General features: G+C 69.7%; 26 protein-coding genes and 3 pseudogenes. 14 read left to right on the top strand and 15 right to left on the bottom strand.

What is annotated here, in order from left to right; all coding sequences use genetic code 11:
• Nucleotides 1-367: 367 nt before the first annotated feature.
• The 3 genes from ACFY8U_RS07385 to ACFY8U_RS07375 form a co-directional block, all read right to left on the bottom strand.
• A complete protein-coding gene (locus ACFY8U_RS07385; RefSeq protein ID WP_389566872.1) occupies nt 368-883 on the bottom strand; it encodes a hypothetical protein in 516 nt (171 codons plus the stop codon).
• 63 nt (nt 884-946) lie between these two features.
• Entirely contained in the window at nt 947-1,210 is a 264-nt protein-coding gene (locus ACFY8U_RS07380; protein WP_389566869.1) for a hypothetical protein, read from the bottom strand.
• Between the two features lie 291 nt (nt 1,211-1,501).
• A complete protein-coding gene (locus ACFY8U_RS07375; protein ID WP_389566866.1) occupies nt 1,502-2,296 on the bottom strand; it encodes an SDR family NAD(P)-dependent oxidoreductase in 795 nt (264 codons plus the stop codon).
• Nucleotides 2,297-2,760: 464 nt separating this feature from the next.
• Between ACFY8U_RS07375 and ACFY8U_RS07370 the strand changes: the two genes are divergently transcribed.
• A complete protein-coding gene (locus ACFY8U_RS07370) occupies nt 2,761-3,372 on the top strand; it encodes an RDD family protein (protein WP_389566863.1) in 612 nt (203 codons plus the stop codon).
• A 151-nt stretch (nt 3,373-3,523) separates the two neighbouring features.
• Here the strand turns inward: ACFY8U_RS07370 and ACFY8U_RS07365 are convergent, their stop codons facing one another.
• On the bottom strand, nt 3,524-4,156 hold the full coding sequence (locus ACFY8U_RS07365) for a type III effector protein (protein WP_389566860.1): 633 nt from the start codon (nt 4,154-4,156) through the stop codon (nt 3,524-3,526).
• A 128-nt stretch (nt 4,157-4,284) separates the two neighbouring features.
• Here ACFY8U_RS07365 and ACFY8U_RS07360 point away from each other — a divergent pair, with 128 nt between their 5' ends.
• The 4 genes from ACFY8U_RS07360 to ACFY8U_RS07345 all read left to right on the top strand — a co-directional run bounded on the left by ACFY8U_RS07360 (nt 4,285) and on the right by ACFY8U_RS07345 (nt 6,231).
• The gene (locus ACFY8U_RS07360) at nt 4,285-4,716 is read left to right on the top strand and encodes an Hsp20/alpha crystallin family protein (RefSeq protein WP_361608111.1); all 432 of its coding nucleotides are present in this window, start codon (nt 4,285-4,287) and stop codon (nt 4,714-4,716) included.
• 97 nt (nt 4,717-4,813) lie between these two features.
• Nucleotides 4,814-5,209 carry a DUF2267 domain-containing protein gene (locus tag ACFY8U_RS07355; RefSeq protein WP_361608114.1) on the top strand — a complete coding sequence of 132 codons (396 nt, stop codon included), beginning with the start codon at nt 4,814-4,816 and terminating at the stop codon, nt 5,207-5,209.
• A 64-nt stretch (nt 5,210-5,273) separates the two neighbouring features.
• Nucleotides 5,274-5,714 carry a DUF2267 domain-containing protein gene (locus ACFY8U_RS07350; RefSeq protein WP_389566857.1) on the top strand — a complete coding sequence of 147 codons (441 nt, stop codon included), beginning with the start codon at nt 5,274-5,276 and terminating at the stop codon, nt 5,712-5,714.
• Between the two features lie 88 nt (nt 5,715-5,802).
• Nucleotides 5,803-6,231: a hypothetical protein gene (locus ACFY8U_RS07345; RefSeq protein WP_389566854.1), complete on the top strand. Its 429-nt coding sequence runs from the start codon at nt 5,803-5,805 to the stop codon at nt 6,229-6,231.
• Here the strand turns inward: ACFY8U_RS07345 and ACFY8U_RS07340 are convergent.
• Nucleotides 6,228-6,437, bottom strand: a pseudogene (locus ACFY8U_RS07340) (IS110 family transposase); the annotation flags it as partial. The gene ACFY8U_RS07345 and the pseudogene ACFY8U_RS07340 overlap by 4 nt on opposite strands.
• A 263-nt stretch (nt 6,438-6,700) precedes the next feature.
• On the opposite strand from ACFY8U_RS07340, the pseudogene ACFY8U_RS07335 reads away from it, so the two are divergent.
• Nucleotides 6,701-6,877: pseudogene (locus tag ACFY8U_RS07335) on the top strand (IS110 family transposase); the annotation flags it as partial.
• Here the strand turns inward: ACFY8U_RS07335 and ACFY8U_RS07330 are convergent.
• Both ACFY8U_RS07330 and ACFY8U_RS07325 read right to left on the bottom strand, forming a co-directional pair.
• Complete coding sequence (locus ACFY8U_RS07330; RefSeq protein ID WP_389566851.1) at nt 6,870-7,355, bottom strand: hypothetical protein; 486 nt, start codon at nt 7,353-7,355, stop codon at nt 6,870-6,872. The pseudogene ACFY8U_RS07335 and the gene ACFY8U_RS07330 overlap by 8 nt on opposite strands.
• A 329-nt stretch (nt 7,356-7,684) precedes the next feature.
• Entirely contained in the window at nt 7,685-7,960 is a 276-nt protein-coding gene (locus ACFY8U_RS07325; protein WP_361608120.1) for an isoamylase early set domain-containing protein, read from the bottom strand.
• 227 nt (nt 7,961-8,187) lie between these two features.
• Here ACFY8U_RS07325 and ACFY8U_RS07320 point away from each other — a divergent pair, with 227 nt between their 5' ends.
• On the top strand, nt 8,188-8,625 hold the full coding sequence (locus tag ACFY8U_RS07320) for a VOC family protein (protein ID WP_389566848.1): 438 nt from the start codon (nt 8,188-8,190) through the stop codon (nt 8,623-8,625).
• Between the two features lie 242 nt (nt 8,626-8,867).
• Here the strand turns inward: ACFY8U_RS07320 and ACFY8U_RS07315 are convergent, their stop codons facing one another.
• Together ACFY8U_RS07315 and ACFY8U_RS07310 are read right to left on the bottom strand one after the other, a co-directional pair.
• Nucleotides 8,868-9,539 carry a hypothetical protein gene (locus ACFY8U_RS07315; protein WP_389566845.1) on the bottom strand — a complete coding sequence of 224 codons (672 nt, stop codon included), beginning with the start codon at nt 9,537-9,539 and terminating at the stop codon, nt 8,868-8,870.
• A gap of 388 nt (nt 9,540-9,927) precedes the next feature.
• The gene (locus ACFY8U_RS07310; RefSeq protein ID WP_389566843.1) at nt 9,928-10,371 is read right to left on the bottom strand and encodes a nitroreductase family deazaflavin-dependent oxidoreductase; all 444 of its coding nucleotides are present in this window, start codon (nt 10,369-10,371) and stop codon (nt 9,928-9,930) included.
• Between the two features lie 752 nt (nt 10,372-11,123).
• Between ACFY8U_RS07310 and ACFY8U_RS07305 the strand changes: the two genes are divergently transcribed.
• Entirely contained in the window at nt 11,124-11,681 is a 558-nt protein-coding gene (locus ACFY8U_RS07305; RefSeq protein WP_389566840.1) for a DUF3291 domain-containing protein, read from the top strand.
• Nucleotides 11,682-11,826: 145 nt separating this feature from the next.
• Here ACFY8U_RS07305 and ACFY8U_RS07300 read toward each other — a convergent pair whose 3' ends face one another.
• Together ACFY8U_RS07300 and ACFY8U_RS07295 are read right to left on the bottom strand one after the other, a co-directional pair.
• The gene (locus ACFY8U_RS07300; protein WP_389566838.1) at nt 11,827-12,471 is read right to left on the bottom strand and encodes a GAP family protein; all 645 of its coding nucleotides are present in this window, start codon (nt 12,469-12,471) and stop codon (nt 11,827-11,829) included.
• Nucleotides 12,472-12,941: 470 nt separating this feature from the next.
• On the bottom strand, nt 12,942-13,250 hold the full coding sequence (locus ACFY8U_RS07295; RefSeq protein WP_361445574.1) for a hypothetical protein: 309 nt from the start codon (nt 13,248-13,250) through the stop codon (nt 12,942-12,944).
• Nucleotides 13,251-13,605: 355 nt separating this feature from the next.
• On the opposite strand from ACFY8U_RS07295, the gene ACFY8U_RS07290 reads away from it, so the two are divergent.
• The gene (locus ACFY8U_RS07290) at nt 13,606-13,878 is read left to right on the top strand and encodes a hypothetical protein (protein ID WP_389566835.1); all 273 of its coding nucleotides are present in this window, start codon (nt 13,606-13,608) and stop codon (nt 13,876-13,878) included.
• A gap of 98 nt (nt 13,879-13,976) precedes the next feature.
• Here the strand turns inward: ACFY8U_RS07290 and ACFY8U_RS07285 are convergent, their stop codons facing one another.
• On the bottom strand, nt 13,977-15,938 hold the full coding sequence (locus ACFY8U_RS07285; RefSeq protein ID WP_389566832.1) for an acyl-CoA dehydrogenase family protein: 1,962 nt from the start codon (nt 15,936-15,938) through the stop codon (nt 13,977-13,979).
• A 776-nt stretch (nt 15,939-16,714) separates the two neighbouring features.
• Between ACFY8U_RS07285 and ACFY8U_RS07280 the strand changes: the two genes are divergently transcribed.
• A complete protein-coding gene (locus ACFY8U_RS07280) occupies nt 16,715-16,960 on the top strand; it encodes a hypothetical protein (protein WP_389566831.1) in 246 nt (81 codons plus the stop codon).
• Nucleotides 16,961-17,111: 151 nt separating this feature from the next.
• Nucleotides 17,112-17,943 (top strand): annotated as a pseudogene (locus ACFY8U_RS07275) (IS5 family transposase).
• Between the two features lie 743 nt (nt 17,944-18,686).
• Here ACFY8U_RS07275 and ACFY8U_RS07270 read toward each other — a convergent pair.
• The gene (locus ACFY8U_RS07270; RefSeq protein ID WP_389566829.1) at nt 18,687-19,658 is read right to left on the bottom strand and encodes a hypothetical protein; all 972 of its coding nucleotides are present in this window, start codon (nt 19,656-19,658) and stop codon (nt 18,687-18,689) included.
• 292 nt (nt 19,659-19,950) lie between these two features.
• Here ACFY8U_RS07270 and ACFY8U_RS07265 point away from each other — a divergent pair, with 292 nt between their 5' ends.
• Complete coding sequence (locus ACFY8U_RS07265; protein WP_389566827.1) at nt 19,951-20,757, top strand: class I SAM-dependent methyltransferase; 807 nt, start codon at nt 19,951-19,953, stop codon at nt 20,755-20,757.
• A gap of 212 nt (nt 20,758-20,969) precedes the next feature.
• Nucleotides 20,970-22,205, top strand: coding sequence for a PQQ-dependent sugar dehydrogenase (locus ACFY8U_RS07260; RefSeq protein WP_389566826.1), 1,236 nt, complete (start codon nt 20,970-20,972; stop codon nt 22,203-22,205).
• Nucleotides 22,206-23,111: 906 nt separating this feature from the next.
• On the opposite strand, the gene ACFY8U_RS07255 is transcribed toward ACFY8U_RS07260, so the two are convergent.
• Together ACFY8U_RS07255 and ACFY8U_RS07250 are read right to left on the bottom strand one after the other, a co-directional pair.
• The gene (locus tag ACFY8U_RS07255; RefSeq protein WP_361445728.1) at nt 23,112-23,276 is read right to left on the bottom strand and encodes a hypothetical protein; all 165 of its coding nucleotides are present in this window, start codon (nt 23,274-23,276) and stop codon (nt 23,112-23,114) included.
• Between the two features lie 183 nt (nt 23,277-23,459).
• Nucleotides 23,460-24,287: a DUF1206 domain-containing protein gene (locus tag ACFY8U_RS07250; protein ID WP_389566823.1), complete on the bottom strand. Its 828-nt coding sequence runs from the start codon at nt 24,285-24,287 to the stop codon at nt 23,460-23,462.
• 403 nt (nt 24,288-24,690) lie between these two features.
• On the opposite strand from ACFY8U_RS07250, the gene ACFY8U_RS07245 reads away from it, so the two are divergent.
• Nucleotides 24,691-25,347, top strand: coding sequence for a DUF4232 domain-containing protein (locus ACFY8U_RS07245; protein WP_389566821.1), 657 nt, complete (start codon nt 24,691-24,693; stop codon nt 25,345-25,347).
• Nucleotides 25,348-25,597: the final 250 nt, after the last annotated feature.

The raw sequence follows: 25,597 nt of genomic DNA, 5'->3' as shown, positions 1-25,597 counted from the left end.
GTCCCCACCTCACTGGCCGCCAGGCCTCCGCACCGTCATCACGCCAGCCTTCCCGCACCAGCGCCCCGACAACGCCCTGACGAACCCGTCCGGGTGAACCCGGAGCGCGTACGTCCAGTGTGCCGGTCCTGCGAATGACGCTGCCCGGAGACATGGGCCGTAATCAAGATCGACGCCGGGAGCCTCCGCCTGACCGCCCGGCCGGCGCAGAGTGCCCGCAGCTGCGGGTCTGGCCGACCACGGCGGTGCGACGTCGGCCGCCGGTCGGACGAGCCGGCGCGGATGAAGGCCGAGGCCGGCGCCGGCAGCCACCCGTACGCGGCTTCGATGCCGCGAGCGACCGGCCGGCGGCCCGACAGCAAAGCTGCTACGGAGCCGACTCGTCCTCACCCATGACGAGACCCGAGCTGACGGGGTGTTCGTCGTTGACGAGGGTCAACCGTCGAACGGCCCAGCCGTCGAGCAGCGTGCAGGCCCATGCGGGGTCGTAGGCCGCGGTGGGCAGCTGGGGTATCCGCTTACGGCCGGTGTCGTCGAGCTGGTACGGGATGTCGAAAGCCGTGCTCCAGGCGGCCAGGTCCGCGGCGAAACGCTCCTCCGCTTCCTCCGCCCTCAAGCCGATGTACTGGCCGATCTCCGCCCAAGAACTGCCCCGCTCCCGCTCGTAGACGACGGCCGAGACAAGGGCGCGCTCCGCGAACTCGATGAGCTGGAAAGCCTGGCTGACCCGGCCACCGGGACCGGTGTCAGGGTCGTTTCCGGTGGCGACCAGTGCCGTGGCGCCCTCGCTGAGATCCACGGCGTGATCGCAGAGGACCAGGCGAGCCAACGCCTGGCGCGTGAATCCGGCACGATCGGCGTCGTAGGGGGTCGTCTCAGTCACGCGTACAGCCTTGCAGCCTGAGCCGGCGTCGAGCACCGGGTTTTCCCCGAGCGTCCCGCCAGGTCAGGTCGACCGCGAGGCGTCGATCTCTTCCTGGAGCGCCCGTGCCTGCACCTCGAGTTCCGCGATCCTGGCTTCGCGCTGGTCGGCCACCGCCGTGATGCGCGCCGTTTCGGCGGCGATCACGGCACACGCCTGATCGACAGCAGCGTCCAGGTCCTCGTCGCCGGCGACGAGGGCGAAGTCCTCCAGCGCGCGCTTCACCGCCTCGGAGCCTCCACGGGCGTAGATCTGCTGGAGCATTTCCTGGTCAAGCCGGTCCGTCACGGTCAGGTGCTGCCTTTCGCTCTACGGACCCTGGCAGGGGCGGGGTCCGGCCACACATGCCCCCGTCGACGGGGCCTCGGAACGTGCCGCCCTGGTGCAACGCCCTGGCAATGGAGAGGTCACGCTACCCGACAGACAACACGCAACGCGGCCCGCGCCGACGGAGCCGGCGGCCACGGCGCGCGTGCCCAGCCCGCAACCAAGCCCCAGCGGGCTGGCGTTCCAGGACCGGGTACGCAGTTCGGAGCGCCCGGCCCGGTATGGATGTCTGTCCACGGTCTACGGTCTGGTCTACGGCAGGATCGAATCCACGTACCCGCCGTCCACTCGGAGTGCGCCGCCGGTGGTGGCCGAAGCCTGGTCGGAAGCGAGGTAGACGACCATGTTGGCGATCTCCTCGGGTTCGATCAGCCTCTGCACCAGCGACTGCGGCCGGTGCTCCCGCATGAACGCGCGCTGCGCCTCGTCCCACGGCAGGTCGCGGTCGACGAGTTCGTACACGAAGTCCTCCACGCCACCGGTGTGCGTAGGTCCGGCGATCACCGAGTTGACGGTGACACCCGTGCCGGCCGCCTGCTTGGCGAAGCCGCGCGTGACGGACAGCAGAGCTGTCTTGGACATGCCGTAGTGGATCATCTCGGCGGGGATGACCACCGCCGAGTCGCTGGCGATGTTCTGGATCCGGCCCCATCCACGCTCGCTCATGCCGGGCAGGTACTGGCGGATCAGCCGCACCGCCGCCAGCACGTTCACCTCGAAGTACCGGCGCCACTCGTCGTCGCTGATCTCCAGCGGGTCGGCCGGCCCGAAGATGCCGAGGCTGTTCACCAGGATGTCCACGTCGGGCAGCGCCTCGGCGACGTGGCGTGCGCCCTCCTCGGTGGCGACGTCGGCGACGACCGGCACTGGCGCTGTGCCCGAGGCCTGGCGGTGAATGTCGGCGACGGCCTGTTCCACCCGTTCCCTGGTCCGGCCGTTGACCCCGACCCGAGCCCCCGCGCGGGCCAGACCGGTGGCGATGGCCGCGCCGATCCCCTGGGTGGAGCCGGTGACCAGCGCGGTACGTCCTGTCAGATCGATGCGCATGAGCGAACCTGTCCTTGCAGCTCTCGTCCGGGTGTGACCAATCGCGATCAATCGCCTACCCGATCCGCACCCGGAGCAACGGAAGTTCCCCCGCTCAGCATTCGTACGGCCCCCGAATCGACACCGACCTCCGATCCTGACGGAACGCGGGGGAGCGGCGTCTTCAGTAACCCCGTCTACTAACTGAGGCGCGACGAGGGCGCATCCGCTCGACTTCCTGACACAGCGCGGCCACGCCAGTGCCGTTGTCTCTCATCGAGATCCGTGAGCCCGGATCGTGTGCTTGCCGCCGCGCCCGATCGCCATTCGCTGCGACTCCAAGTGGGCCAACGGCTGTCTCGCCAGATGAGGGTTGTCGACTTTCTCCCGAAGGCAGAGCCGGCGCCCACTGAGCAGCCTGCCTGGTGTTTCTCCCACAGAGGCCCGGTAGACCCGAGGGCGAACGGAGGCAGCATGATGTGGGCATGAGCACGCCACCGCAGTACCAACCGAGCCAGCAGCACCGGCCCAACCAGCAGTCCCCGTTCCCGCAGCAGCAGTCGGCGCACCCCCAGCCCCCGTACCGTCAGGCGTACGCCCCGCAGACCCCGAACGGGCAGCAGCAATCGCCCTACGGACATGGACCGCGACGTGTGCCGGGGCCCGCGGGGGAGGGGCGGCGGTGGCTCGCCGTGACAGTGGACCTCGTTGTCGCGGTGGGCTGTCCGTACCTGCTGGCGCGCGGCGAGGAGGGCCGTCCCCTGATGGCCTTGGCCATGCTGCTGGGCGTCTCGTTCGTCAATCAGGTGCTCCTGACGGCCCTGCTCCGGGCGAGCGCCGGCAAGTTGGTCGCCGGGATACGGGTGATCCGTGCCGCCGACGGTGGGCGTCCAGGATTCTGGCGCGCCGTGTACCGCTGGCTGTGCGGGCTGTGCTGGCTGCCCCTCCAGCCGTACTACTGGTTGCGGGCGTTCTTCCGCGGACTGGGCGGCGGCGGGGCCGCGCGCGGGACTCTCACGGACAACGACGACGGCGAGCTCTACCACGCCGACCTCGCCGGACTGCGGTACGCCCGCCGCGCGGACCTCGCGGCCTGACCGGCCGCCCTCCGCCCCGCACGCAAGCGCGCCACGGAGCGGCCTGACGGACTCGGGCGTTCACCTGCCGCCCGAAACCGGACACCACCGACAACGCCCGCCCGCCCGTGTGTTGTCAGATTGCTGATGGCCGACGCGGTGACGACGAGCCCTACGGAGGGGTGAGTGTGTCGAGTCGGGCGGCGAGGTCGGGATGGTCGGCGGTCAGGTGGGGGCGGGCGGCGGTCAGAGGCGCGATGAGGTCGGCCGGATCGTCGTGGGCGAGGGCGGCGTGCAGCTCGCTGAGCGGGTGGCGGGCCGCGGCGGGCAGGTCGGTGAGGGCGGTGATCTGGCCGGCCAGGCGGCGCAGGTCGGCCGCGTTGCGGCGGGCCCAGGTGGCGGTGCTCCGTTCGGCGGCCCGGGCCTGGCGGGTGGCCTGGACGCGCTGCTCGCCGGTGGTCCCGGCGGCGCCGGGACGGCCGCGCAGATAGCGGCGCTCCGCGGCCTGGCGGCTGGCGACTCCCAGGGGGTCGGCGAGGTCGGCCCAGCTGGCGCCCGCATCCCGGGCGGTTTCGATCAGGCCGGTCTCCCATCCGGCGAGCTGCTCGCGGACCTGCCGCAGCAGCATCAGGGAGGCCAGGGCCTGCTCCGGGCCGGGGCCGGGAGCGTCGGGGGTGTAGGAGTTCTCGTGCTGGGCTGTACGCAGGGCGTCGTCTATGGCCTGCAGGGCCGCCGCTGCGGCAAGGAACGACACCGGGCTGTCGGCGTCGGTGCTGGACGGGGACGGCTGGTCGGCCGGGGTCACGGACACCTCCTTCGGGCTGTCATCCCATCGACGACATCGTGTTTGTCATCCATCGGATGACATGCTACAACAGGAGTCAGTGAGGCGCATTGGCAGCAACTGCCCTAACCCGCTGGAGGTGTTTCACGATGTTGATGCGCACTGACCCCTTCCGTGAGCTGGATCGGCTGGCGCAGCAGCTGATGGGCCCTGGTACGTGGTCCAAGCCGTCGGCGATGCCGATGGACGCCTACCGTGAGGGCGACGAGTACGTGGTGGCCTTCGACCTTCCCGGCGTCACCGCGGACGCGATCGATATCGACGTCGAGCGGAACATGCTGACGGTCAAGGCGGAGCGACGGCCGGTGGCGAAGGCCGACGACGTGCAGATGGAACTGTCCGAGCGGCCGCTGGGCGCCTTCTCCCGCCAGATCGTGCTCGCCGACACCCTCGACACCGAGCACATCAAGGCCGACTACGACGCGGGCGTGCTCACCCTGCGTATCCCGATCGCCGAGCGCGCCAAGCCCCGCAAGATCTCCATCGGCGTCGGATCCCGCCACAAGGAGATCTCCGGCTGACACCGGCCGGACAGGTGCGGAGGACGGGCACCTGATCTCCCCCTCACCCCGCCTCCGCACCCCGTGGGCAGTCCGAAGAAGAAGGGTGGCGGCCGAGATGACTCTGCGACGCGAAGCGTTCCTCGACCACGTGAAGGAGCGCGGTGAGTACGGCACTTCGGAGGAAGCCGAGCGTGCGGCCCGTGTGGTGCTGGCCCTGCTCGGCGCGCACCTGGTCGGCGAAGTCCGCGCCCGGCTTGCGGCACGTCTGCCGGAGGGCTTCGCCCTGATCCTCCTCAATCCGCTGCAGAGCGCCGAGCCGCTGCCCCCGGCGCGGTTCGTCCGGGCGACCGCAGCCTGGATCGAGGGCGCCACCGAGCAGACCGCGACCTGGGACGTCAGCGCCGTGCTGTCCACGGTCGCCGACGCGGCCGGCGACGACCTGCTGGGGCAGATCCTGCTCCAGCTCCCCGCCGGCTACGACCTCCTCTTCGGCCGCCCCCAGCCCACCTGACCAGTACCTCGGTGCCACATACCAGCACCACTCCACTCCGACTCCACGAAAGGCATGCACCGCAGTGATCACCGACGTGCGCGTACCGCTTGAGCAGCAGCCGTACTCGGCGGCGTACGAGCAGATGCTGGAGAAGGTCCGCTACGAAGGCGCTTACCCCACCCGCGAGCGAGCCGACGAAGCCATGCGCCTGGTCCTGGCGGGGCTGGGACGTCAACTGACCGGCGACGAACGCGTCGACCTGGCCGCCTGCCTGCCCGTGGAGGCGGCACGCGCACTGACCGCACAGATCCCCGACACGCAGCCCCTGACCGGCTGGGCCTTCGTCAAGGACCTCGCCACCCGCACCGGCGCCTCCCTGGCCACCACCCGCTGGGACACCGGATCCGTCTTCTCCGCCGTCGCCGCCCAGGCAGGCCCCGACCTGATGACCCGCATCCTCCACCAACTCCCCACCGGCTACGCCCTGCTGTTCGGCCAAGCCGAACTGAACCCCGCTGCGTAGAGGGCCCGTGTCCTTCCGGCGCGGGGGTCCGTATCTCTTTGGTCAAGCTGGTCGGGTGCGATTCCAGGGCGTCTGGAACGATGTGTCCGTGCATGCTGACGATCAGGTTGATGAGGGTGTCCCCGCGGAGCTCGCGGGGTTCCTCCGGGGTGCGCTTGACGGCCGCCCGGTGAAGATCGCTCCTTCCGTGTGTGGGTGCGGTGGCCAGGTGTTCTTCGTGCTGGTCAATGCGTCTGGGGCGGAACGAGAGTGCTCTGGCTGCGGCAGCCGCGCGTTCATCGCGGATAGCGAGGAGTACTGGAACGAGGAGTCCTGGGAGGACGACGAGCCCGGTGCGGGTGGCTGCCCCTGCGGGAGCGAGGAGTTCGAGGCCGCGGTCGCGTTCTCACTCGGCGACGACGGACCGGTCCGCTGGGTAACCGTGGGCCTGCGGTGCATCAAGGACGGATTCTGTGGGGTCTATGCCGACTGGAAGATCGACTACGGCCCCACGGATCACCTCCTGACCATGGTCTAGGCCTGCGGAGCGACGGCCCGGACCGGCTGCGGTTCGTGGAAGGTGCCGTCGCGGAGCATCGCGAAGAGAACATCTGCCCGGCGCCGGGCGAGATAGAGCAGAGCCTGAGTGTGGTGCTTACCCTGGGCGATCTTCCTGTCGTAGTACGCCCGCGATGGCGGGTCACCCAGGGCCGCGAACGCGGAGAAGGAGTTGGCCCGTTTGCCTCGGTTCCTGGAACGGTGACGGTCTGCCCGTCCAGGGCGGTGAAGATGTCGTCGACCAGCCGCTCGGCCATCCTCGGGGCCTTCGGCCGTAACAGCGTGACCAGTCGGCGCGAACAGCTCTCTGAGCTTGGGCTCGGTATGAGGCAGGCCCTTGTCGAACACCACGCCGCCGCCGTCACACCGGGACGGGAAGAAGGCGCTCGACAAGCGTCTGCCCAACACCGAACCCAGTGCTGCGAACTGTTCGCGAAACTCCAGGTCAAGCACGGGCCTCCCTGGGAGACCCGGCAGCGCGGGCCTACTACGACAGGAAGATCGCCCAAGGGAAGCACCACACTCAGGCTCTGCTCTGCCTCGCCCGGCGCCGGGCCGACGACCTGTTCGCGATGCTCCGGGACGGAACTCTCTACGAACCGCAGCCGCTGGCCACAGTCACCTGACCGGCGGGTCTGCGAGGAGAACGACTCGATCGGCCTCGACATCGAAGCCAAGCACCGGATGGCCGGAGTCGCCTTCCGGGTCCAACAGCACCGGCTTGCCCAGCCGCCTGCCGATCTCTTGGAGGAAGTCGCAGAGCACATCGAGTCGCTCCTGGCCCTGCAACTCCCGCAGGTCGACGTCGAAGTCGACTTCATCGGTGGCGTGAAAACGGAAGATCGCCAACACATCCGCAGTCGGCCAGACTCGCAGGTCCGGGCACTCGGCATCCGCCGGACGGGTCAGAACGACTTCTGCCCGGGGCATCGGAAGCACCGTCTCTCCCTCGGAGTACTGGCACTTCCAGCCCCGATCCGCGACAAGATCGAGGACCGCCTGCCAGTCCTCCACTGAGGCATCCGGGACACGTACGTCCGGCAACGACCCCATCAAGCCAGGGTCGAGGAAGCACTTCACGTCCTCCCACAGCAGGTCGGCCACCCCGCAATGTTGCCCGTCCCCCGGACCCAGCGCAGCCCTGTTTCCCTTGACGGGTGACATAGGGGCACCCCTCGCTGCGCTGGCCGCCGTCACGAGGGCGCGACCGGACTCTCCGGGGGGAGGGGGAGAGGGACGCAGGGGATCGGACGGAGTGACGATGGTGCGGGACGGCGATGTCCTCGGCAGGCGCCGGTGAGGTGCTGCCTGCCGTTCCGGGATGGGTGACGGGTGACGGGTGACGGGCGACGGGCGACGGGTGACGGGTGACGGGTGGCGGGTGACGGGTGACAGGTGGCGGGTGGCGGCGTGACGGATGCCGAGTGCCGGGTTCAGGTGTGCAGACGGCTGTTGGGGCCCTCCCAGCCGTCGGCTGCTTCGTCGTTGAACCAGTAGTCGCCGGCCGCCAGGTAGCGGAAGGAGTGGCTTGTCCTTCGGGGTAGCGCGACCGTTACGGCCCGCGTCCGGTTCTCCCGGATCTGGAGAGGGTGGGCGTACGGATCCCAGCCGTTGAAGTCACCCACGACGCTCACCGGCCCGGGCGGGCTGTCGGCGGGAAGCACGAAGGTGATGTCAGTACGGTTCTTGTGCTGCTTGCGTTCGAGCATGGGGACCTCTCCTGCGTGTGGGCGAGCGGGGAAGCGTGTCCCATCCTGCTCTCACCGCGTGTACTGCCACGCCGACATGGCCGTTCGGGTCACACGGCCAGACCTCACCGAGCTGATGCGTTGCGCCAAGTGAGCGTGAATCCCCACGCAGACCGGCGGCCGTCGGCAGAACGGCTTCCCGCGGGGCGGGCGAGCTTGGCAGCGGACGCGCAGGGCAGACGGGATACATGACTGTGCCCAAGACCAGTGTCCTCGTCCTCGACTCCACCGACCCCGAACCTCTCGCGCGGTTCTACGCGACCTTGCTGGGCGCCACCGTGGAGCCCGCCGGAGGCGACCCGGACCTTCTGCTCGTCTCCGGCCGTTCCGGTGTCGTGCTGGGAATCCGGCGTGACCTCGGACAGGCGCCACCGAGCTGGCCCCGCCCCGAGGACTCCCAGCAGGCGCATCTGCACATCCTCGTGGCCCCGGACGCCCTCGACGAGGCGGAGCGCGAGGCGGTCTCGCTCGGCGCACGGCCCGTGGCGGCCGTACGCGATGGCACCCGGACCGACCGGCGCACGGACCTACGCCGCTACACCGACCCGGCCGGCCACTCCTTCGTCCTGGGCGTGACATCCCCCGCTCAGCACACCCCGCCCCTCCCGCGCCCGCAAGAACCCTGAACCCGAAGGAGAGGTTCGCGGTCCGCCCGCGCCCCGAGAAGACGCACCTGGCCTTTGACTTGCTGAAGCGAGCCGTGGAAGCCGGCTACGGGGACCCCCAGCCTCTCCGCCCTGACAGAGATACTCAGGAACCCGGCGCCGACCGCACGACCCGGGACCGCACACGACTACTGCGAGGCAGTACGCGTGTGCGGAAAGGGGCGGAGTCGGGGCCGGTCTTCGGCGCGTGGCGGTCGCGCCCTTCACCAGTCGACGTGTGCGGTGATCCATCCGGCGAGGGCGTCTTCATCGTCTGCGGGTGGCAGGTCGGGCCCGCAGCTGAGTGGTGTGCAGGAGAGTTGCAGATGGGTGAGGAGGCCGTAGGGGCCGTTGTCGGCATGGGGTCCGAGCACCAGGGCGTGGGTGGAGGTGCGCCAGATCCGGTGCGTCAGTGGGGGACCGGTGACCACGGCTGCGGAGGAGAGGACTGTTCGCTCCGGGGCTGTGCCGAGGTGAGCCGTGACCGCCTGTGCGGCGTCGGCGAGTACGGTCTCGCAGTCGTGGTCGGTGCAGGGCCGGTGACCTGTCCAACCGGGCTGCCGCTGCCAGTCGTCGACAAGGCCGAGCAGCCACGATTCGTTGACCACGCTCTCGTCGTCCGGGTCGACGGGGTAGAGCTCTGCGAAGACGAGAAAGGTCCGTGCGTCCGTGCGTCCGAACGGGCTCATGCCGTCGCTGCACAGCACGTGCCCCTGTGCGGTGCGGAACGACTCGCAGACCAGCTCGTGCTCCCAGCGCCATCCCCGCTGCTGCACCACGGTGTCGACCGCGTCGAAGTTCTCCGGGACGTGCGGAGCGGTTGGAAGCTCCAGGAGTTCCGCGACGGCCTCAGCTGTCAGCGGCCGGTGGGCGAGGGCATGTACGGGGAACGGCATGTGGATCACTCTAGAAGCGGCCGGGGTCAGGCCGGGGACCGCGAAGGTACGGGCGGAGCAGACCCCCAGGGCGGCGGAGCACCAGGTGCAGGCCGAGGCCGATGCGATGGAGCCGGCGGATCCGCCGGCCGCCTCCGGACAGACCTGTTGGCGCCGCCTGGAGTCGGCCGCCGGCGCCACGGTCTACAGCCGTCAGCCGGTGCGTGTGACGAGCTCTGCGCGCCAGCATTCCATGGGTGGCGGAGGACACGGTGGAAGGGCCATGCAGCCGTGCTGCCCTGGTCGTCCGGCTCTTGCCGGCGGTAGACCGCCTGGGCCACCTGCGGCCTGAGGGAAACGGACACCGTAGGCGCAGGCGTACGGCATGCACCCAACGGACTCGATCGAGTCAGGTCTGTTCGATCCGCTCGACGACGAAGACGGGAATCTCCCGATCGGTCTTGCGCTGGTAGTCCGCGTAGTCAGGGAAGGCGTCCACGGCCCGCTCCCACCACGCTTGCCGCTCTTCGCCAGTGACCAGGCGGGCTTTCATGTCCCAGACGTCCTGGCCGTCGCGCAGCTCGATCTGAGCGAAGGCGACCAGGTTGTGGAACCAGACGGGATGCTTCAGTGCGCCGCCGTTCGACGCGACGAGCGCATAGGCCCCCTCGTGCTCCACCCGCATGAGCGGAGTCTTACGGAGCTTGCCGCTCCTCGCGCCGACACTCGTCACCAGCACGACCGGAAGGCCTCGCATCGTCGTTCCCTTGGTACCACCTGACGATTCGTACAGCTCGACCTGATTCCGCACCCACTTCGACGGACTGGGCTCGTATACACCTTCGAGTGGCATGAATGTCCTTCCCTGAGATCCGGCGACGCCGACTCACATGACGCTATCCGACAACCACCATGGATACCGTTTTATGCCTCTGCCGCAGGGAGCAGCCCCGCGACTGCGTGACGAACAGCGTCACTCGGGCCCACCCCGCCGGTGAGAGAGCAGTACGCCATCGACCGCCCGAGGCCTGGACACGACGGCCGTCCCCGCCCGAGCGATGGAGAGACGAGCGCCAGGGCCTGGCAGGACTGCTGTACGCAGACCAGACCTGCCGACCCTCGCTACCGCCACGGCATCGCCAGGAGGCGCACACGGGAGTGTGGACCATGACCCTGTTCGGGAACGCCGCGGTGAGCCGGTCGGCAACGGTCTTGGAGCCTGGGCAGGTCCGCCTGGGCGAACCGGCCACGCCAGCCGCGCGCACGGTGTCCAAATGCAGCCTTGTCTCCCGGGGCGATGCATGCGTTGGAGCGGTGTCCACCCGCGGCGTGTAGCACCACCTCACCCGTCGTCGCCCCGGACCGGGTAAATGACCTGTGCAAGAGGCCACTTGGACAGGGAAAACGCAACTTCGACAGGGCCCGCGGAGGCAGCTACCTTCACCTCGTCTTCGGCGATCGCCCACGGTCGCACAGGAGTTCCCTCAGGCTGAGCCCCCCCCGCGACGGAATGGGTCGGTTGGTCACGCCTCAGGAATCCTCGCCCCCCATGCCCGAGGCACCGAACCGGGTCCGTTCCAGGCACCCTCATCCAGGGAGAGACGCATGCCCCATCTTGTGCTGTACACATTCGGCGTCCTGAAGTCACCTCTCGCCGATGCCGCACCTCTCACAAGCGAGTTCTACGACATCGGTGAGGCCGTCTACCGGAAGATCAGTCAGCACCCCGGATACCTCGCGCGTGCCGAAGCGCCGGACGGTGACCGGGGCATGCTCTTCGAGGCGGACTGGGGTGCATGGGGAGACTTCGCCGTACCGACCTGGTACGGCAAGGGCCGTACGGTGGAAACCACCGCCCTGGCCGCGACACTCTCACTCTGGACCGACCTGCGGCCCGCCTTCGACGCCATCTACACCGGTCTGCACCGTGAGGCGCTGAACAGGCGCTACGACTGGTTCGAGAGGACGGGCCACCCGAATTACGTGTGCTGGTGGGTCTCCGACGGCGTGATACCGACCTGGCAGGACGGGGTTTCCAGGCTGGAACACCTCCACGACCACGGCTCCGCGCCGCGCGCCTTCACCTTCCACCACTCATACGCCCCGGACGGAACTCCGACCAGGATCAAAGGCATCGGGCCGAAGAGCGACCAGGTTCGCTGACAAGGGAGCCTGAACGACTGGGTTCGCTGTCAGGCGCCGCGATCGAATGACGGCGAACAGATGCGTCTGCGCTACGGCGGATCCGCCAGTACCCGGGGCTTCGCCCTCTGCCTCGCGAGCGCCGATTCCGGGCGGGCTGTCCGCGTCAGGCGACCAGTTCGTAGATGCTCCGTGCCGTCAGCCACACGCCGATCAGCAGGGAGAGTGTGACCACCAGTTGTTCCTGGTGCTCCTCCAGCCAGCTCCGAAGGGCGTTCAAGCGGGCGTTCGCGACCGTGGGCGCCCAGACCGCGTACATCTCCATGACGATGAGGCTGAGTGTGGCCAGCAGGCAGTAGCCGGTCAGCGCGAGCCAGTCCGTCAGGGTGGAGAGGTCCGCGTCGAGGGCGGTCGCGGCGCCGGCGCCGACCAGGCCCCAGGGCTGCAGAAGCCACGCCAGACCGGCTGCGGTGACCGTGGACGCGTTGTCGATCCGGGCGGCCCAGCGGGGCGGGCCGTGCGGGCGGGGCGGCCGGCGGTGCCGGTACACGCCGTACAGGACCAGTGCCACGCCGATGGCGAGTTTCGCGGCGATCGCGGCGGTCGAGGGCGCGGTGTGACGGGCTGGGGGCTGACCGCCGGTCAGCAGCACCACGAGGGCGATCACCGCGACCAGGTTGGCCAGCCACGACAACAGGAACGCGAGACCCTGACGAACGCCGCGCCGCGAGGAGAGCAGCAGGATGAAGGCGCTGTTGTGCAAAGGCCCCAGTGTGATGGCCGTACCGATCACAATCAGGTCGAGGACCATCGGACCAGTCGCTCCTGGGTCTCGGGGCTGTCCGCCACGTAGGGACAGGGGCCGGTCGGTAGGGGTGAGCCGTTCCTACGGGACCCGCAATCCGACTGTGCAGGGGGCGGCCCGGCCGGTCAAGCAGGCCACGCCCGTGAAGCCCTGGTGGCCGCGATTGCCATGGCCCGCCGGTGGCGGCCCGGCCGGCGTTCCTCGGCGCGGCACGCGGTTACCCAGCCGACGAGTGGGCGGCGCTGCCCTGCATCGGCCGGTACGAGACCGCCGACCGCCCTCGTCCAGCCCCGCGCCAAGCGGGCGGGGCCGCTGCTCCTGCAGACCCGGCTGCAGCGGAGCGGGCGTGACGGCTTCCGCCGCGTCCGGCAGCCTTCCGGATCAACTCCACGAGAAGACACGCCGGGGGGTGTCCAAGGCTGTACCGCCGACGACCGGCAGCGGCCCGGGGAAGGCTCCGCCTCGGCTCACGGAGGTCAGAGGTCGCTGTCGATGCCCGTGACGGCCGGCGGGCCGAGGGGCGCGTCGGCTTCTGCGATTCCGGCGTCCTTCAAGGCGGCTGCAACCAGACGAGTGGCGTCCAGTTCGGCCTCGTACCGGTCCCGGGCGTCGATCTCGAGGCGGATCGAGAAGGTGCCGTCCCCGTTCAGCGTGAGGAGGTCCAGGCCCTCGCTCTCGCTCACGTCGGTGTGCTGAGACGCCAGCTCCCGTTCGAGAACCGAGCGCGCGGAATCAGTGATCCCCGAGAGGAACGTGCCGGGCACAGTGATGACGAACGTGGTCATGGCGACTCCTCGCGTAGGCCAGGGCTTGCATGGCGTACTGCTTCCCCCATCTTCCGTGCTGAAGCCACTGTGGTCTCCGAAGACGGCGCCTGACCTGCCAACGTCTTCGGCAGATCCCCTGTCCGGGCGGCTCCCGGTCGGGCATGGCGAGCCAGAGCCGCACCAGCGGTACGTGGTGCAGCGCCGCATCCTCGGCCACCGCAGTGGCCTGCGCTTCGCAGCCCCTGTTGGGGTGAGTGCCCACCGTGACCCACCGCAGCCCCTGTGTTCGTACGGGACTTCGGGGTACCCGGGCTCTGTCGACCGGTCCGCTCCCGGATCAGGTCTCAGGATGTTCTCCACGAAGGAGTGACAGATGACCACGCAGTACGGTAGCCAGCCCACCGGCCGGCAGTCCCACGGCGCACCGCAGCACGCGTCGGGCAGCAACGCACTGAGCATCGTCGCGATCGTGCTGGGGGTGATCGCGTTGCTCTTCCTGCCGATCGTGTTCGGTGTGATCGGCGTGGTGCTGGCCATCGTCGCCAAGACAGTCCGGCACGAGCGACTCGCCACCGTCGCCATCGTGATCAGCGCCGTGGGCCTGGTCGGCGGCATGATCCTCAGCGCTCTCGTCGTCGGCGCGTGAACGGAACGCCGCACCGGTGCCGCCTCGGCCGGTGCTCGGACCCCGAGCTGTGGGTCCGAGCACCGGCCGAGACGGTTTCGGGCGGGACCTGACCCGGATCAGCCCACCAGATCCGGCGCGCGCAGCATCTCGGACGGGATGCCCCACGCGTCGACGAGGTCGACCGCCAGGGGCCGGACCTTGCGGCAGAGGTCGTTCACCTCCCGGCTGATGGCCTTGGAGCGCTGGACGGTCAGCCGGCCGTGCTCCATGAACCAGGCCCTGTCGGCCTCGATCGTCGACAGGGCGAACAGGTCGCAGAGCAGGCCCAGGGCCACCCTCTCGTCACCCTCGGGCATCACGCGCACCTTGTCGACGAAGGCCTCCAGCACCAACCGCTCGACGTGCGCGCGGGCGAGCACGATGACATGGTCCTGCACCTGGGAGAAGACGGTGCCCGGGTCACGCTTCTGGTCGATCCCGCGTTTGATCCGGCGGGCCAGGCCGGCGAGCATGTGCTCCTCCCGGAAGCGGACCATGGCGAGCTGGTACTCCGAGTCGCGCAGCCCGGCTTCCTGGTCCCACTCGTCGCCGCCGGGCAGCAGGTCGCGTACCCGCTCGAGCAGTTTGTGTACGGAGGTGCGTTCGATGAGCGTCTCCACAGCAAGGTTCGTGACGTAACGGACCATGCCGAGCTGGTCGAGGTCCTCGAACTCGCTCGCGTAGTCGGTGAGCAGCCCCTTGGCCACGAGCTGCAGCAGAACGTGGTTGTCGCCCTCGAAGGTGGTGAAGACGTCGCTGTCGCTCTTGAGCGCGGCGAACCGGTTGACGGCGAGGTAGCCGGCGCCACCGCAGGCCTCGCGGCACTCCTGGACGACCCGGGTGGCGTGCCAGGTGGCGAGCGCCTTGAGGCCCGCGGCCCGTGATTCGAGCCGGCGCCGCGCCTGCGCGTCGTCCTCGATGCCGGAGAAGACGTCGTGCAGGTGCGAGCGCACGACGTCCTGCGCGAAGTGCAGGGCGTACGTCCGGGCGATGAGCGGCAGCAACCGGCGCTGATGCAGGCCGTAGTCGAGCAGCACCTGCTCCTCGCTGCCCGCGGTTGCTTCGAACTGCCGGCGCCGGGCGGCGTACTTCGTGGCCACCGTCAGAGCGACCTTGGCGACGCTGACCCCGGCGCCGCCGACGCTCACCCGGCCCTGCACGAGCGTGCCGAGCATGGTGAAGAAGCGCCGGTTGGGGTTCTCGATCGAGCTTTCGTAGACGCCTGCGGGGCTGACGTCGGCGAACCTGTTGAGGAGCGCCTCGCGCGGGATCCGCACACCGTCGAACCAGATACGGCCGTTGTCCACGCCGTTGAGACCCATCTTGCGGCCGTCGTCCTCGATCCGGACGCCGGGCGCCGGCTCGCCGTCGACCCGGATGGGTACGACGAAGGCGTGCACGCCCTCGGACCGGCCGTCCACCTCCAGCTGGGCGAAGACGACGGCCAGTTCGGCGTGGCGGGCCGCGTTGCCGATGTAGTCCTTGCGCGCCTGGTCGTCGGGGGTGGTGACGACGAACTCCTGGCGTGCGGCGTCGTACCGCGCGACGGTGCCGAGCGCCTGGACATTGGAGCCGTGACCGGTCTCGGTCATCGCGAAGCAGCCCATCAGCTCCCCGGTGATCAGGTCCGGCAGATAGGTGTCGTGGTGGCGTTCGGTGCCCAGGTGCAGGATGGCGCCCCCGAAGAGCCCGAACTGTACGCCGACCTTCACCAGTACCGACAGGTCGCCGAAGGCCAGCGTCTCGAACGCGGCGATCGAAGCTCCGACGTCGCCGCCTCCGCCGTACGTGGCAGGGAAGCCCATTCCGGTCTGGCCCGTCGCGGCCATCTCGACCACGATCTCGCGCACCCGCTCGCGAAACGCGTCCACGCCGAGCTCGTCGGCTTCGTCGAGAACGGAGGCGTAGGCCGCCAGGTTGCTCCGGACGAGGTCGCGAATCTCGGCGTACTCGCCGTCGAGCACGGCGGCCAGTGAACGGACGTCGATGTCGGGCTGTACGTAGCCGGTCGTCGTGGGGGATGCGTTGTCGAGGGACATGCCGCTTCGCTACCCCGCCGCGGAAAGATCAACCGGGGGGTGGGACCGAGTGGTGGAAGGGAGCCCGCTGCGGGGAGGTGGCGCCACGCCCAGGGGGTCGACGATGTACGGAGTCCTCAGCGCACGACGACTCGGGCGTCCGGGGCTGCGGCTGGGGCGTCCGAGCCGGCTGGGGCTTCGGATGCGGCCGCTCTTGGGCTACGAGAGCGTGGGCCTCTGCGAACGACAGCCGCAGAGGCCGCCCGTACCACTGTCTGATGCCGCGCCAGGTAGTTCTGCCGCAGAGCGCCGAGGATCTGGGGCCGGTTCGGCGAGGCTCGCGTTGCGGTAGCGCGCCGCTGTCGTCGTGAAGCGGGTGCTCGCCTCGTCGCGGCTCGTCGTGACTGGGCTCGACGGCGAGGCGCTCTTCGACGGCGCTCGTCGACGGCACCGCCAGGGCGTTCCGGCGTACACCTCGCTTGCCAGGCTGCGCTCATCGCGTACGAGAGCGACGAAGCCCTCGGAAGGTCCGCGAGGGCCGCCCCCGGCGCGGAAGCCGATGCCTTTGAGGCGCGGGTGGACATCCCTGCGGTCGACTGGCGCGACCAGCCCACGGCGGAAGCGGTTATGGGAGGCCTAGGGGCCTGTTGCGAAAGCGGACCTTCCCTTGCGATGATCACGGTTTGGCGCGAGGGGACGGCGGACCGGCAATGAGGCATGAGCCGAAGGCGTGGTACAGCGCCAGAACCTTCTATAGATGGTTGACCTGGGAAAACCGTCCCTTCGAGGAGCGTGTCGTGCTGTTCCGAGCACGGTCCCTCGACGAGGCCATCGAACTGGCCGAGCGGGAGTCGGCCGAGTACGCCAGGGAGGGCGACCTCGAAGTCCTCGACATGGTGCAGGCATACCGGATCTCCGGCGGCGACGAGGTGATGGGCGCGGGTACGGAGGTGTTCTCCAAACTGCATGCACTCGACCTCCCGGCGAACGTGTTTCTCGACCGCTACGACTCAGGGCCGGCACACACTCAGATCAGTGAGTGATGTCGTTCGCGAGGTTCGGTCCGACAGCAGGGCGTGGACGCCGGCGCTCGACCATGCGCACCTTCACCGCCATGTCCGCTGGGACGTGGATCTCGACTTGCGATGATCATGGTGTGGCGCGAGGGGATATACGGATCGGCAGTGGGCTCGGCTGGAGCCGTTGGCCGCGGGGCATTAAGCCGGGCCGGCCGCCGGTGTGGACGCGGCGACAGCTGATGGACGGCATACGGTGGAGGACCCGGCCCGGCGCTCCCTGACGGGATGTGCCTGAACGCCATGGGCCGTGGGACCGGGTTTATGACCTGTTCCGGCGCCGGCAGCGGGACGGAACCTGGTCGAGGATCCTCACGCAGCTCCAGGCCGAGGCCGATGCGAAGGGCCTGATCGCATGGGACGTGAACGTGGACCCCACCGTCTGCCGGGCCCATCAGCACGCCGCCGGGGCGGTGAAAAGGGGGACCTCCAGAAGGAGCCGCCCGGCGGCTCTTCGTCGAGCCGGCCGACCTCGGACCCGGACGCTCCCGCGGCGGTCTGGCCAGCAAGATCCACCTCGCGGTCGAGCAGGGCCAGAAGCCCTTGTCCGTGGTGATCACGGCCGGGCAGCGGGGCGACTCCCCGCAGTTCGAGCCGGTCCTGGAAGCGATCCGGGTTTCCCGGCTCGGGCTCGGCCGGCCGCGCAAACGGCCGGACCGGGTGCGGGCCGACAAGGCATACGACTCCCGCAGCAACCGCGCCTACCTGCGGAGACGCAGGATCAAGGCCACGATTCCGGTGCCGGCGGACCGGGTCCACAACGGGCTGGGACGCGGCGCCCGCGGTGGACGACCGCCGAAGTTCGACAAGGACGGCTACTGCAGCGGCACGCGGTCGAGTGCGGGACTAACCGGCTCAAGCGCAACCGGGCAGTCGTCACCCGATACGACAAGTTCGCCGTCCGCTACGAAGCGACAGTGCTGGTCGCTGCCATCAACGAATGGCTGTGACGGTGCTTCGTCGGACTGATGACCAGAGGAGAGGCAGCGGCACTCTGACTACCGTCCGCTGCCATCCCCGCGCAGCGAGGCACGCACCAAAGCAACGTCCGTAGTGGGGACAGCGATTTCCCAGTAGCGATCCGCTGCTTGCAAGGACAGCAGGCGGAACAGTCCCTTGTCGACCGCCTCACTTCCCGGGCCGGCGACCGGGCCCGCCCCATGGACGTGGAACGGAGCAAGCAAGGCGACGCCTTCGCCAGTTCCGCCGAGCACTCGAAACGGCTGCCACATCACTGGCGATGCTGCGGCAGGGTCCAGAATCAACGCCCCCTGCCGGAAACGATGGCCGTCACGAACAAACGCGGAGACCTCGCGAGCTTCTCCCGCGTACAACGCTGCGACGTCCGCCTCGGCGCGAGGCCGAGCGGCTCCCGTGAACTGCTCGATGAGACGCCCCGGATGCCGGAGCAGATCCGTGAAGGTCAGCGTTCCCGCAGCCCGTCGCACTCTTCTTCCCACCGTTGCCCCCTGCATCGCGGTCGTACCCAGGGTAGCGACGGGGATGTGCGGGATCGCCTCCTCAGCGACTTTCGCAACAGGCCCGAGGTCAGCCCCCTAGCGGCCCGCCCCGACCTGCGGTGCCGGGGCCGGGCGCGTGCCGGAGAGCTTCGCTGCCGTGCCGCGGGCCGCCTCGAAGGCTCTGGCGGGGTTCCCGTCCTGGCGCCAGGGCTGGGCGCCGCACCACGGTCCGATCAGGCGGAACTGCTCCAGGGCGGGGGCGTCATCATCGACCGGAGCATGTAGTGCGCCAGCAGGTGGCGCAGCGCCGGCAGGCGCTCGTCGTCGGGCGCGACCTGATCGAACGAGGAGGCGATCCGCTTCAGCAGCATCCTGGTCATCGGCGTGATGGGCAGGGCGCCGCCGACGGGCCGGTCGACGAGCTCGTTCAGCGCGTGCAGATAGATCCCGGCGAGCGGGCTGCCGGGCGGGGCCTTACGGACCGCCTGGCGGGCGAAGCTCATCATGCGCCGGTCGCTGCCGAACCACTTGGCGCACCAGTACTGCAGGGCCTGCCAGTGCCCCTCGTAGTGATGGGGCGCCCGGGCGATGAGTCCGTCCCAGAGCCGCTTGAACTGTGCGCGGCCGTATTGAGCTCCACGCGCCGCCGTGACCATGACGACCCACGGGCCCGGGTTCGCGGGGTCGAGCAGAGCGGCCTTCCGTGCCTCCTCGATCGCGGCCGGGAGCATGGCGCGGAAGCGGTCCATGTCCGACGTCATGACCTCGTGGGCGTACCCGCTGCCCCGGATCGCCCAGGCGCGGTGGAGCATGATGCTCGCGTGGAGGGTGGCCGCGTCGCAGTTCCCCGGCTCGGCGACGCGCCAGGCGTCGAGCCAGGCGTCGTCCTCCCGGGCTACCTGCTGCAGGAGCTCCAACCGGGCCCAGCGCTCGTCCCAGTCGTCGCCCGCAGCCTGGACGTACCGCTCGGCGGACCGCCAGTCCCCCTCCCATGCAGCATCGGCCACGGCCTGTCGCTCCTCCGCCACGTGTGCCGGCGGGGGCGGGCCGGGCCGCAGCGGGTCGAGCTGCTCGCGGGGCGGAAGACCGTACGCGGACGCCACGAAGTGCTCTTCGACCCAGCCGGCGGCACGGCGCGGGGTGACGAAGAGGCGGTAGAGCACGATGAGAAGCACGCCGAAGGTGACGGCGAGGAAGATGGTCACGGCAGGGAATCCTCCCTGAATCGATCACTCTCGGCAACATCTTTGGCCATCGATTAGGGGAGGTCAGGGGCGCACCGAACCTGGCCAGGTATGCGCATCCGGCGGAGCGGGTGACCGGCGAGGTGACCGACCTCCATGCGCAGCAGGAGCACTGCCCGACCCGTCGCGCGGCCGGCGCGGCGCTCGGCGCCTGCGACCCTTTCGGGTCGAGTGGGGCGGGGCGCCGTCGACAGGGGTGGCTCCGGCCATCAGACTGTTCGCGGAGGTGACGCGGGTGGTGGAATCGGTGGAGATGCGAGCCGCTGTTCGGGAGACGTACGGTCCGGCCGACCTCAGTTCGGTCCCGGTGTTCGCCGGAGGGTTCATCAACTTCGGATACTGGCGCTCGATCGACCTCGCCGGACCGCTCACGGTCGACGACCGGGTCCGCAGCCAGGAGGACATGTACCGGCAGGTGCTGGACGCCGCCGGTCCGCTCGCCGGTCGGCGGATCGTCGAGGTCGGCTGCGGGCTCGGTGTCGGCTGTGCACTTGCTCTGCGTGAGTACCGGCCGGAGCAGGTGACCGGTATGGACATCCATCCCCAACAGCTGGAGCGTGCCCGCCAGACCAACGCGGAGCTGCTGGAGACTTCGCCGTCGGGGCTCCGGTTCGTCCGCGGCGCGGCGGAGGAAATGCCGTTTGCCGACGGCGAGTTCGACTCTGTCTACAGCGTCGAGGCCGCCCAGCACTTCGATGACGTCATCGCCTTCACCCAGGAGACGGCGCGGGTACTGCGGCCCGGCGGGCGGGTGGTCGTCGCGAGCTTCTTCACTCCGGACGACGACCCCGGCAACGGAGCCCGGCTCGCGTCGTACCTGGAGTCGTACGCCGACGGGCTGGACATCGCGCGACCCGTCACGCTCGTGACCGATGCGTTCACCCGGGCAGGCCTGACGGACGCAAAGGCCGTGTCCATCGGGCCGGACGTGTGGCAGGGCTGGGACCGCTGGCTGTCGGACCAGTGGAAGCCGGGTACCTGGCCGCGCAACTTCCTTAAGGCCTACGAGCAGGGCATCCTCGACTACTACGTCGTCACGGCCACCCGCCCGCAGATCTGACTCCGAGACCCGGCTCCGCCGTCGCGCGCTCCCGCCACCCGCGCGGGGGCGCGCTTGGCCTATACCAATTGCCCGAGCCCCAGTAGTCTCCTCCGTGGCCAGCGGTACACCCTTTCCCCCCCACCCCGGTTGCGTGCTGGCGCGGGCGACGCCGACCCACACTGCCCCGAGCTGCCGGGTTCCCCCCATTCGCCGCCTCCAGGAGGATCACGGTGAACGTTCGCACGAGAAGCTCGGCGATCATCTGCACCCTCGGTCTCGTCGCCTCCCTCGCCCTGACCACGGCCTCCGCGGAGGACCGTGACGCCCGGCAGGCGGTCGCGAAGGCGGCTCAGGCAGCGATGTCTGCGCAGGCCGAGAAGACCGCACAGGCCGCGAAGGCCGCTGAGGCCGCAGACGTCGCTGGGGCCGCGAAGGTCGCGAAGGTCGCGCTCACCAGCGTCGCCACGGCGCGCAATCCGACCGCAGGCGCCGCCGGCCCGGGCGGGACGATCTGGATCGCCGAACGGGAAGGTACCGTAAGGGTGTTGGGTGCGCGAGGGCTTGGTGAACCGGTGCTCGACATCTCTGCCGAGACCACCACCGACGGTGAACGCGGCCTCCTCGGCATCGCGTTCGACAACGCACGCGCCCACCTCTACATCTCGTATACGAATCTCGAAGGCACGAGCACGATCGACGAGTTCGCGGTACGGAAAGGCAAGCTCCGGCCGGAGACCCGGCGCACCGTCCTCACCCAGACGCAGCCGTACTCGAACCACAACGGCGGCGACATCAAGTTCGGGCCCGACGGATACCTGTACATCGCGTTCGGGGACGGAGGCGCGGGCGGCGACCCGCACGGCAACGGGCAGAACCTCGACACGTTGCTCGGCAAGCTGCTGCGGATCGACCCGCGCGGAGGCACGCCGTACGCGATCCCCTCGGACAACCCCTTCGTCGACGAACCGAACGCTAAGGACGAGATCTGGGCGTACGGGCTGCGCAACCCGTGGCGATTCTCCTTCGACTCATACACGGGTGACCTGCTGATCGGCGACGTCGGCCAGAACGACTGGGAGGAGATCGACTGGGCGCCCGCGAAAAGCAAGGGCGGCGAGAACTACGGCTGGTCCCAGATGGAGGGCAACCACCCCTTCCGGGGCGGCACCGAGCCGGCCGACCACGTACGCCCCATCCACGAGTACGCCCGCACCGGCCTCGGCTGCTCGGTGACGGGCGGGTTCGTCTACCGGGGGAGCGCGATCCCGGCCCTCAAGGGGCAGTACGTGTTCAGCGACTACTGCGACGGCACCATCCGCTCCCTCGCGCTGAAGAACGGCAAGGTGACAGGGGAGAACGACCTCGTCGTCAACGGCGGCGAGGTCATCTCATTCGTTGAGGGCCGCGCGGGCGAGCTGTACGTCCTTGCGCTGGGCGGCAACATCGCCCGCATCGACCCGGCGTAGCCGACTAGCCCTGTGCCGTCCGGCCCCCCCGCCAGGAGGAGGAGCCGGACAGCACACCACTGCACCGCGCTCACGCGGGCACGGGACCCCGACATCGGGGGCGGGCCCTGCCGCCTGCCGTCGGCCCGGCGGCTCGGCCTCACTTCAGGCGGCCGGTCGAAGAACCGGCTGCCGTCCTCCACCTCGCACCACGGGGTGCCGGTACGCCCGCCCGTAGGGCAGTATCCCAACCTGCTGTGGGGGGCTTGACGTCCGCCGCCCCTCGGCAGGGAACGGTCCGGCCTGCTCACTCGGCCGCAGACAGCTTTGCGTTCTGTTGGCAAGCTGGAGCGATGCGGACAGAGAACGTTGTCAGGATCCACGCGGTCAGGCTTGCTGTGACGGTCGGTGCAGTCGCCGTCGCTCCGGTCCTGTTGGTGGCCGGGGCTCCCTTGCGCCGCATGCTGCGTCGTCGCTACCACCGTGAGGACGGTCCGGGGCTCGTGAACAAGGAAGACGGTTGGGTGAGCCCGGGGTACTTCGTCATCACCAACGTGGTTGTTCAAGCGCTCTGCCGGCCGTCGGAGTGCGTGCTCCGACGGCTTCGTGGTCGAAGGCTGGGTTAGCGTCCGCCGCCTGGCGAACTGCACTCGTCCTACGCGCCCTGCGCGAGGACCCCGCCGCGCTGCGACGCTCCTCGGCCACCCTTCGCGCCCGTGCGGGCCCGGGTCGTTGCCGACCTCACGCACCGGCACACCTCGGCTGGGAACGAGGGCGCTGCTGTCTGGTCCGGACCGGCGCCAGAAGTGAGCCGGGCCGCACGTGGCGGCCTTCCTCAGCCCGCATTGGGTACCGCCCCAGGTGATCAGGACAGCGAGTCTCTGGGACAGAGCCGTCGGGCGGGGGCGAGTCGTGTCTGCCGTACGTTCAGATGGCGCGCACCGAGCTGAAGTCGACAGCCCGGTCCGCTTCCTCCAGCACCCGCGCGGCCACCTGCCTCGCCTCCGCCGGTACGTCCCCGCGCTCACGAACGAGCGTCGCGTAGATCGGAGCATCGCCTGCTGCTCGGCCCATAGGGTCGTACTGGTTCACTGCGGTGGTCCTTACGTGTGGCGGAATCAGCTAGTGAGTGTACGGGGGCCGTAGTTGGCTCCATGCGGTGTGGGTCGCTCGTACAGGGCGCTCGGCTTCAGGGCCGCGCCCGGAGGCCGAGGGCCGACGCCCGAGCAGCCCGGTGACGGCGACGACGCGCCTGCGGTCCCGCCGCCGCGTGGGTCACACCTTCCGCCACTTCGCCTGACCGAACGAGAAAGCGCCGAACAGGACGAGCCCGACCGCCACAGCCACGAGCAACCACGGACCGGCAGGCGTCTCGGCGAACGAACGGATCGCGTCGTCCATGCCCTTGGCCTCAGACGGGTCGAACTCGACCGCCGCCTTGGCCCCGAACCAGCCCACCGCCGCGAAGACGCATGCCCGCCCGACTCCACCGACCATGCCGGTGACGTCCATGAAGCGCCGCGCCTTGCGGGACATCTGCCCCCACGTCAGGTGCTTGCGGTACTTCCTCATCACCGCACGCCCCGCCAGGACGAGACCGGCCACCCCGAAGCCGACGGCCACCGCGCCGACCCACCACTGGCCACCCGGCAGCCCGAGCAGCCGGCCGGTGATGTCCTGGCTCTGCTGGTCGCTCGACCCCGCACCGCTGTCACCAGAGCCCGCCGCGAAGGAGAACACGAGGTAGGAGGTGACCCCGTAGAACACACAACGCGCCCCGGACATGGCCCGCTTGGCCGCGCCGTCGCCCTTTGGGCCGGCGGCACCGAAGACGGCCTCCGTCAGCCGCCAGAGTGCCATGCCGGCGAGGCCCAGCCCCAGCGCCCACAGCAGCACCGCGCCGAACGGGGTCTCCGAGACTCCGGCCAGGGCCCCACCCCGGTCCGCCTGCTCACCCGTGCCCGTCAGACCGATCCGTACGGCCAGCGCCCCGACGAGCAGGTACAGCACTCCACGCGCCACAAATCCCATACGGGCCCCGCCACGGACGGCGTCGCCTCGGGCCACTCTTCTCGCCACCGCGGATGAGCTCGCTGCGGTCATGTTGCGTCACTTCCCCTCCAGGTCAGGACCATCGGGTTCCCCCTCTCCACCGGACCAACCCCACGGCGGCCCGGCCCGGCCCGCGGGCAGGGCACCCGGCCTCCTCGCCGGCACGGACCGGCGGACCGAGCGCCCTGCCCGGCTCCCGCGGTGCTGTGAACCCGCAGCCTCCAGACCCGCGCCCGCTCGTCCCGCGTCGTGTTGCGGCTCACAGCATCAGCGTGGTGTCCCGCCCGTGGCCCAGGCCGTCGGACGCGGTTGCCCAAGCGGGAGTTGCGGGGGCGGGCCGTGGGATGAACCGTGGTGGATTCGGCGAGACGCTGTCACCGAACTGTGAAGCTCGCGCGCGAACGTGGTGTCCACCACAGCGCAGTCCGTGCGCCGCCATCGGGGGAGTACCGCCATGAGTACCGTTCGCAGAGCCGTCGCCGTCCTCGTCGCCGTGTCCGCACTGACCCTGACCGCATGCGGTCCCTCCAAGGACGGTGCCGCGGGAGGGACCGATGTGCCGACCGCGACTCCCACCTCCCCGTCGCAGCCCGCCAAGCCTTCTGCGCCTGCCAAGCCGACGGCGCCTGCCAAGCCTTCTGCGCCTGCCAAGCCCTCCCCGCCCGCCAAGCCGGTCTCGCCGACGGTCGATCCGGACTACGACGTCTTTCCGTGCAGCACCTACGACGTGAAGTTCACCGCGAGCCTGGCAGAGCCCACGACCAGCAGCTACCTGTTGAAGATCACCAACACGTCTGGGAAGCCGTGCCGGGTGCTCGGCCACCCCGTCGTGACCTTCGGTGACCTGGACGGGCAGGCGACAGAACGCGGCACGGCCCCCGGCATCGAGGACGCCATCCGGCTCGCACCGGGCCAGTCGGCCTACGCCGGCCTCATGGGCGGCCTGAAGGACGCCGAGAGCAAGACGGTCTCCTCGATCGCGATGACCATGAACACCGAGTCCGACCTGGAGCAGGTTCCGCTCAAGGCTTCGACGCCCGGCCTGAACGTGTCCGACGACAACTCCGTCACCGCGTGGATGGACAACGCCGAGGACGCGCTCAGCCTGTAGCGAGGTCCCTTCTCGGGTGCCTGTGCCACGTGGTGGAGGCGAGTGCTGGCCGAGGACTCTCGGCGGCTCCCGGGCACCCGGCTCACCCTGGACCAGCGGCCCGTAACACCGGTGCTGGGGGCGAGGGCCGCGGTCGCGCTGACAGCGGCGGCAGACTGGCGCGCCCTCGCCACACGTACGCTCACGCCGCCCCGCGTCGGCGGGGAAGGGGACACGGAAACCGCTGAGTAGACGGGCGGATGCCGTCATA

It is taken from the genome of Streptomyces sp. NPDC012508, assembly GCF_042902595.1.
Lineage (GTDB): Bacteria > Actinomycetota > Actinomycetes > Streptomycetales > Streptomycetaceae > Streptomyces.
Note: the sequence above shows the minus strand (reverse complement) of the source record. Positions and strands in the feature narration are given on the sequence as shown.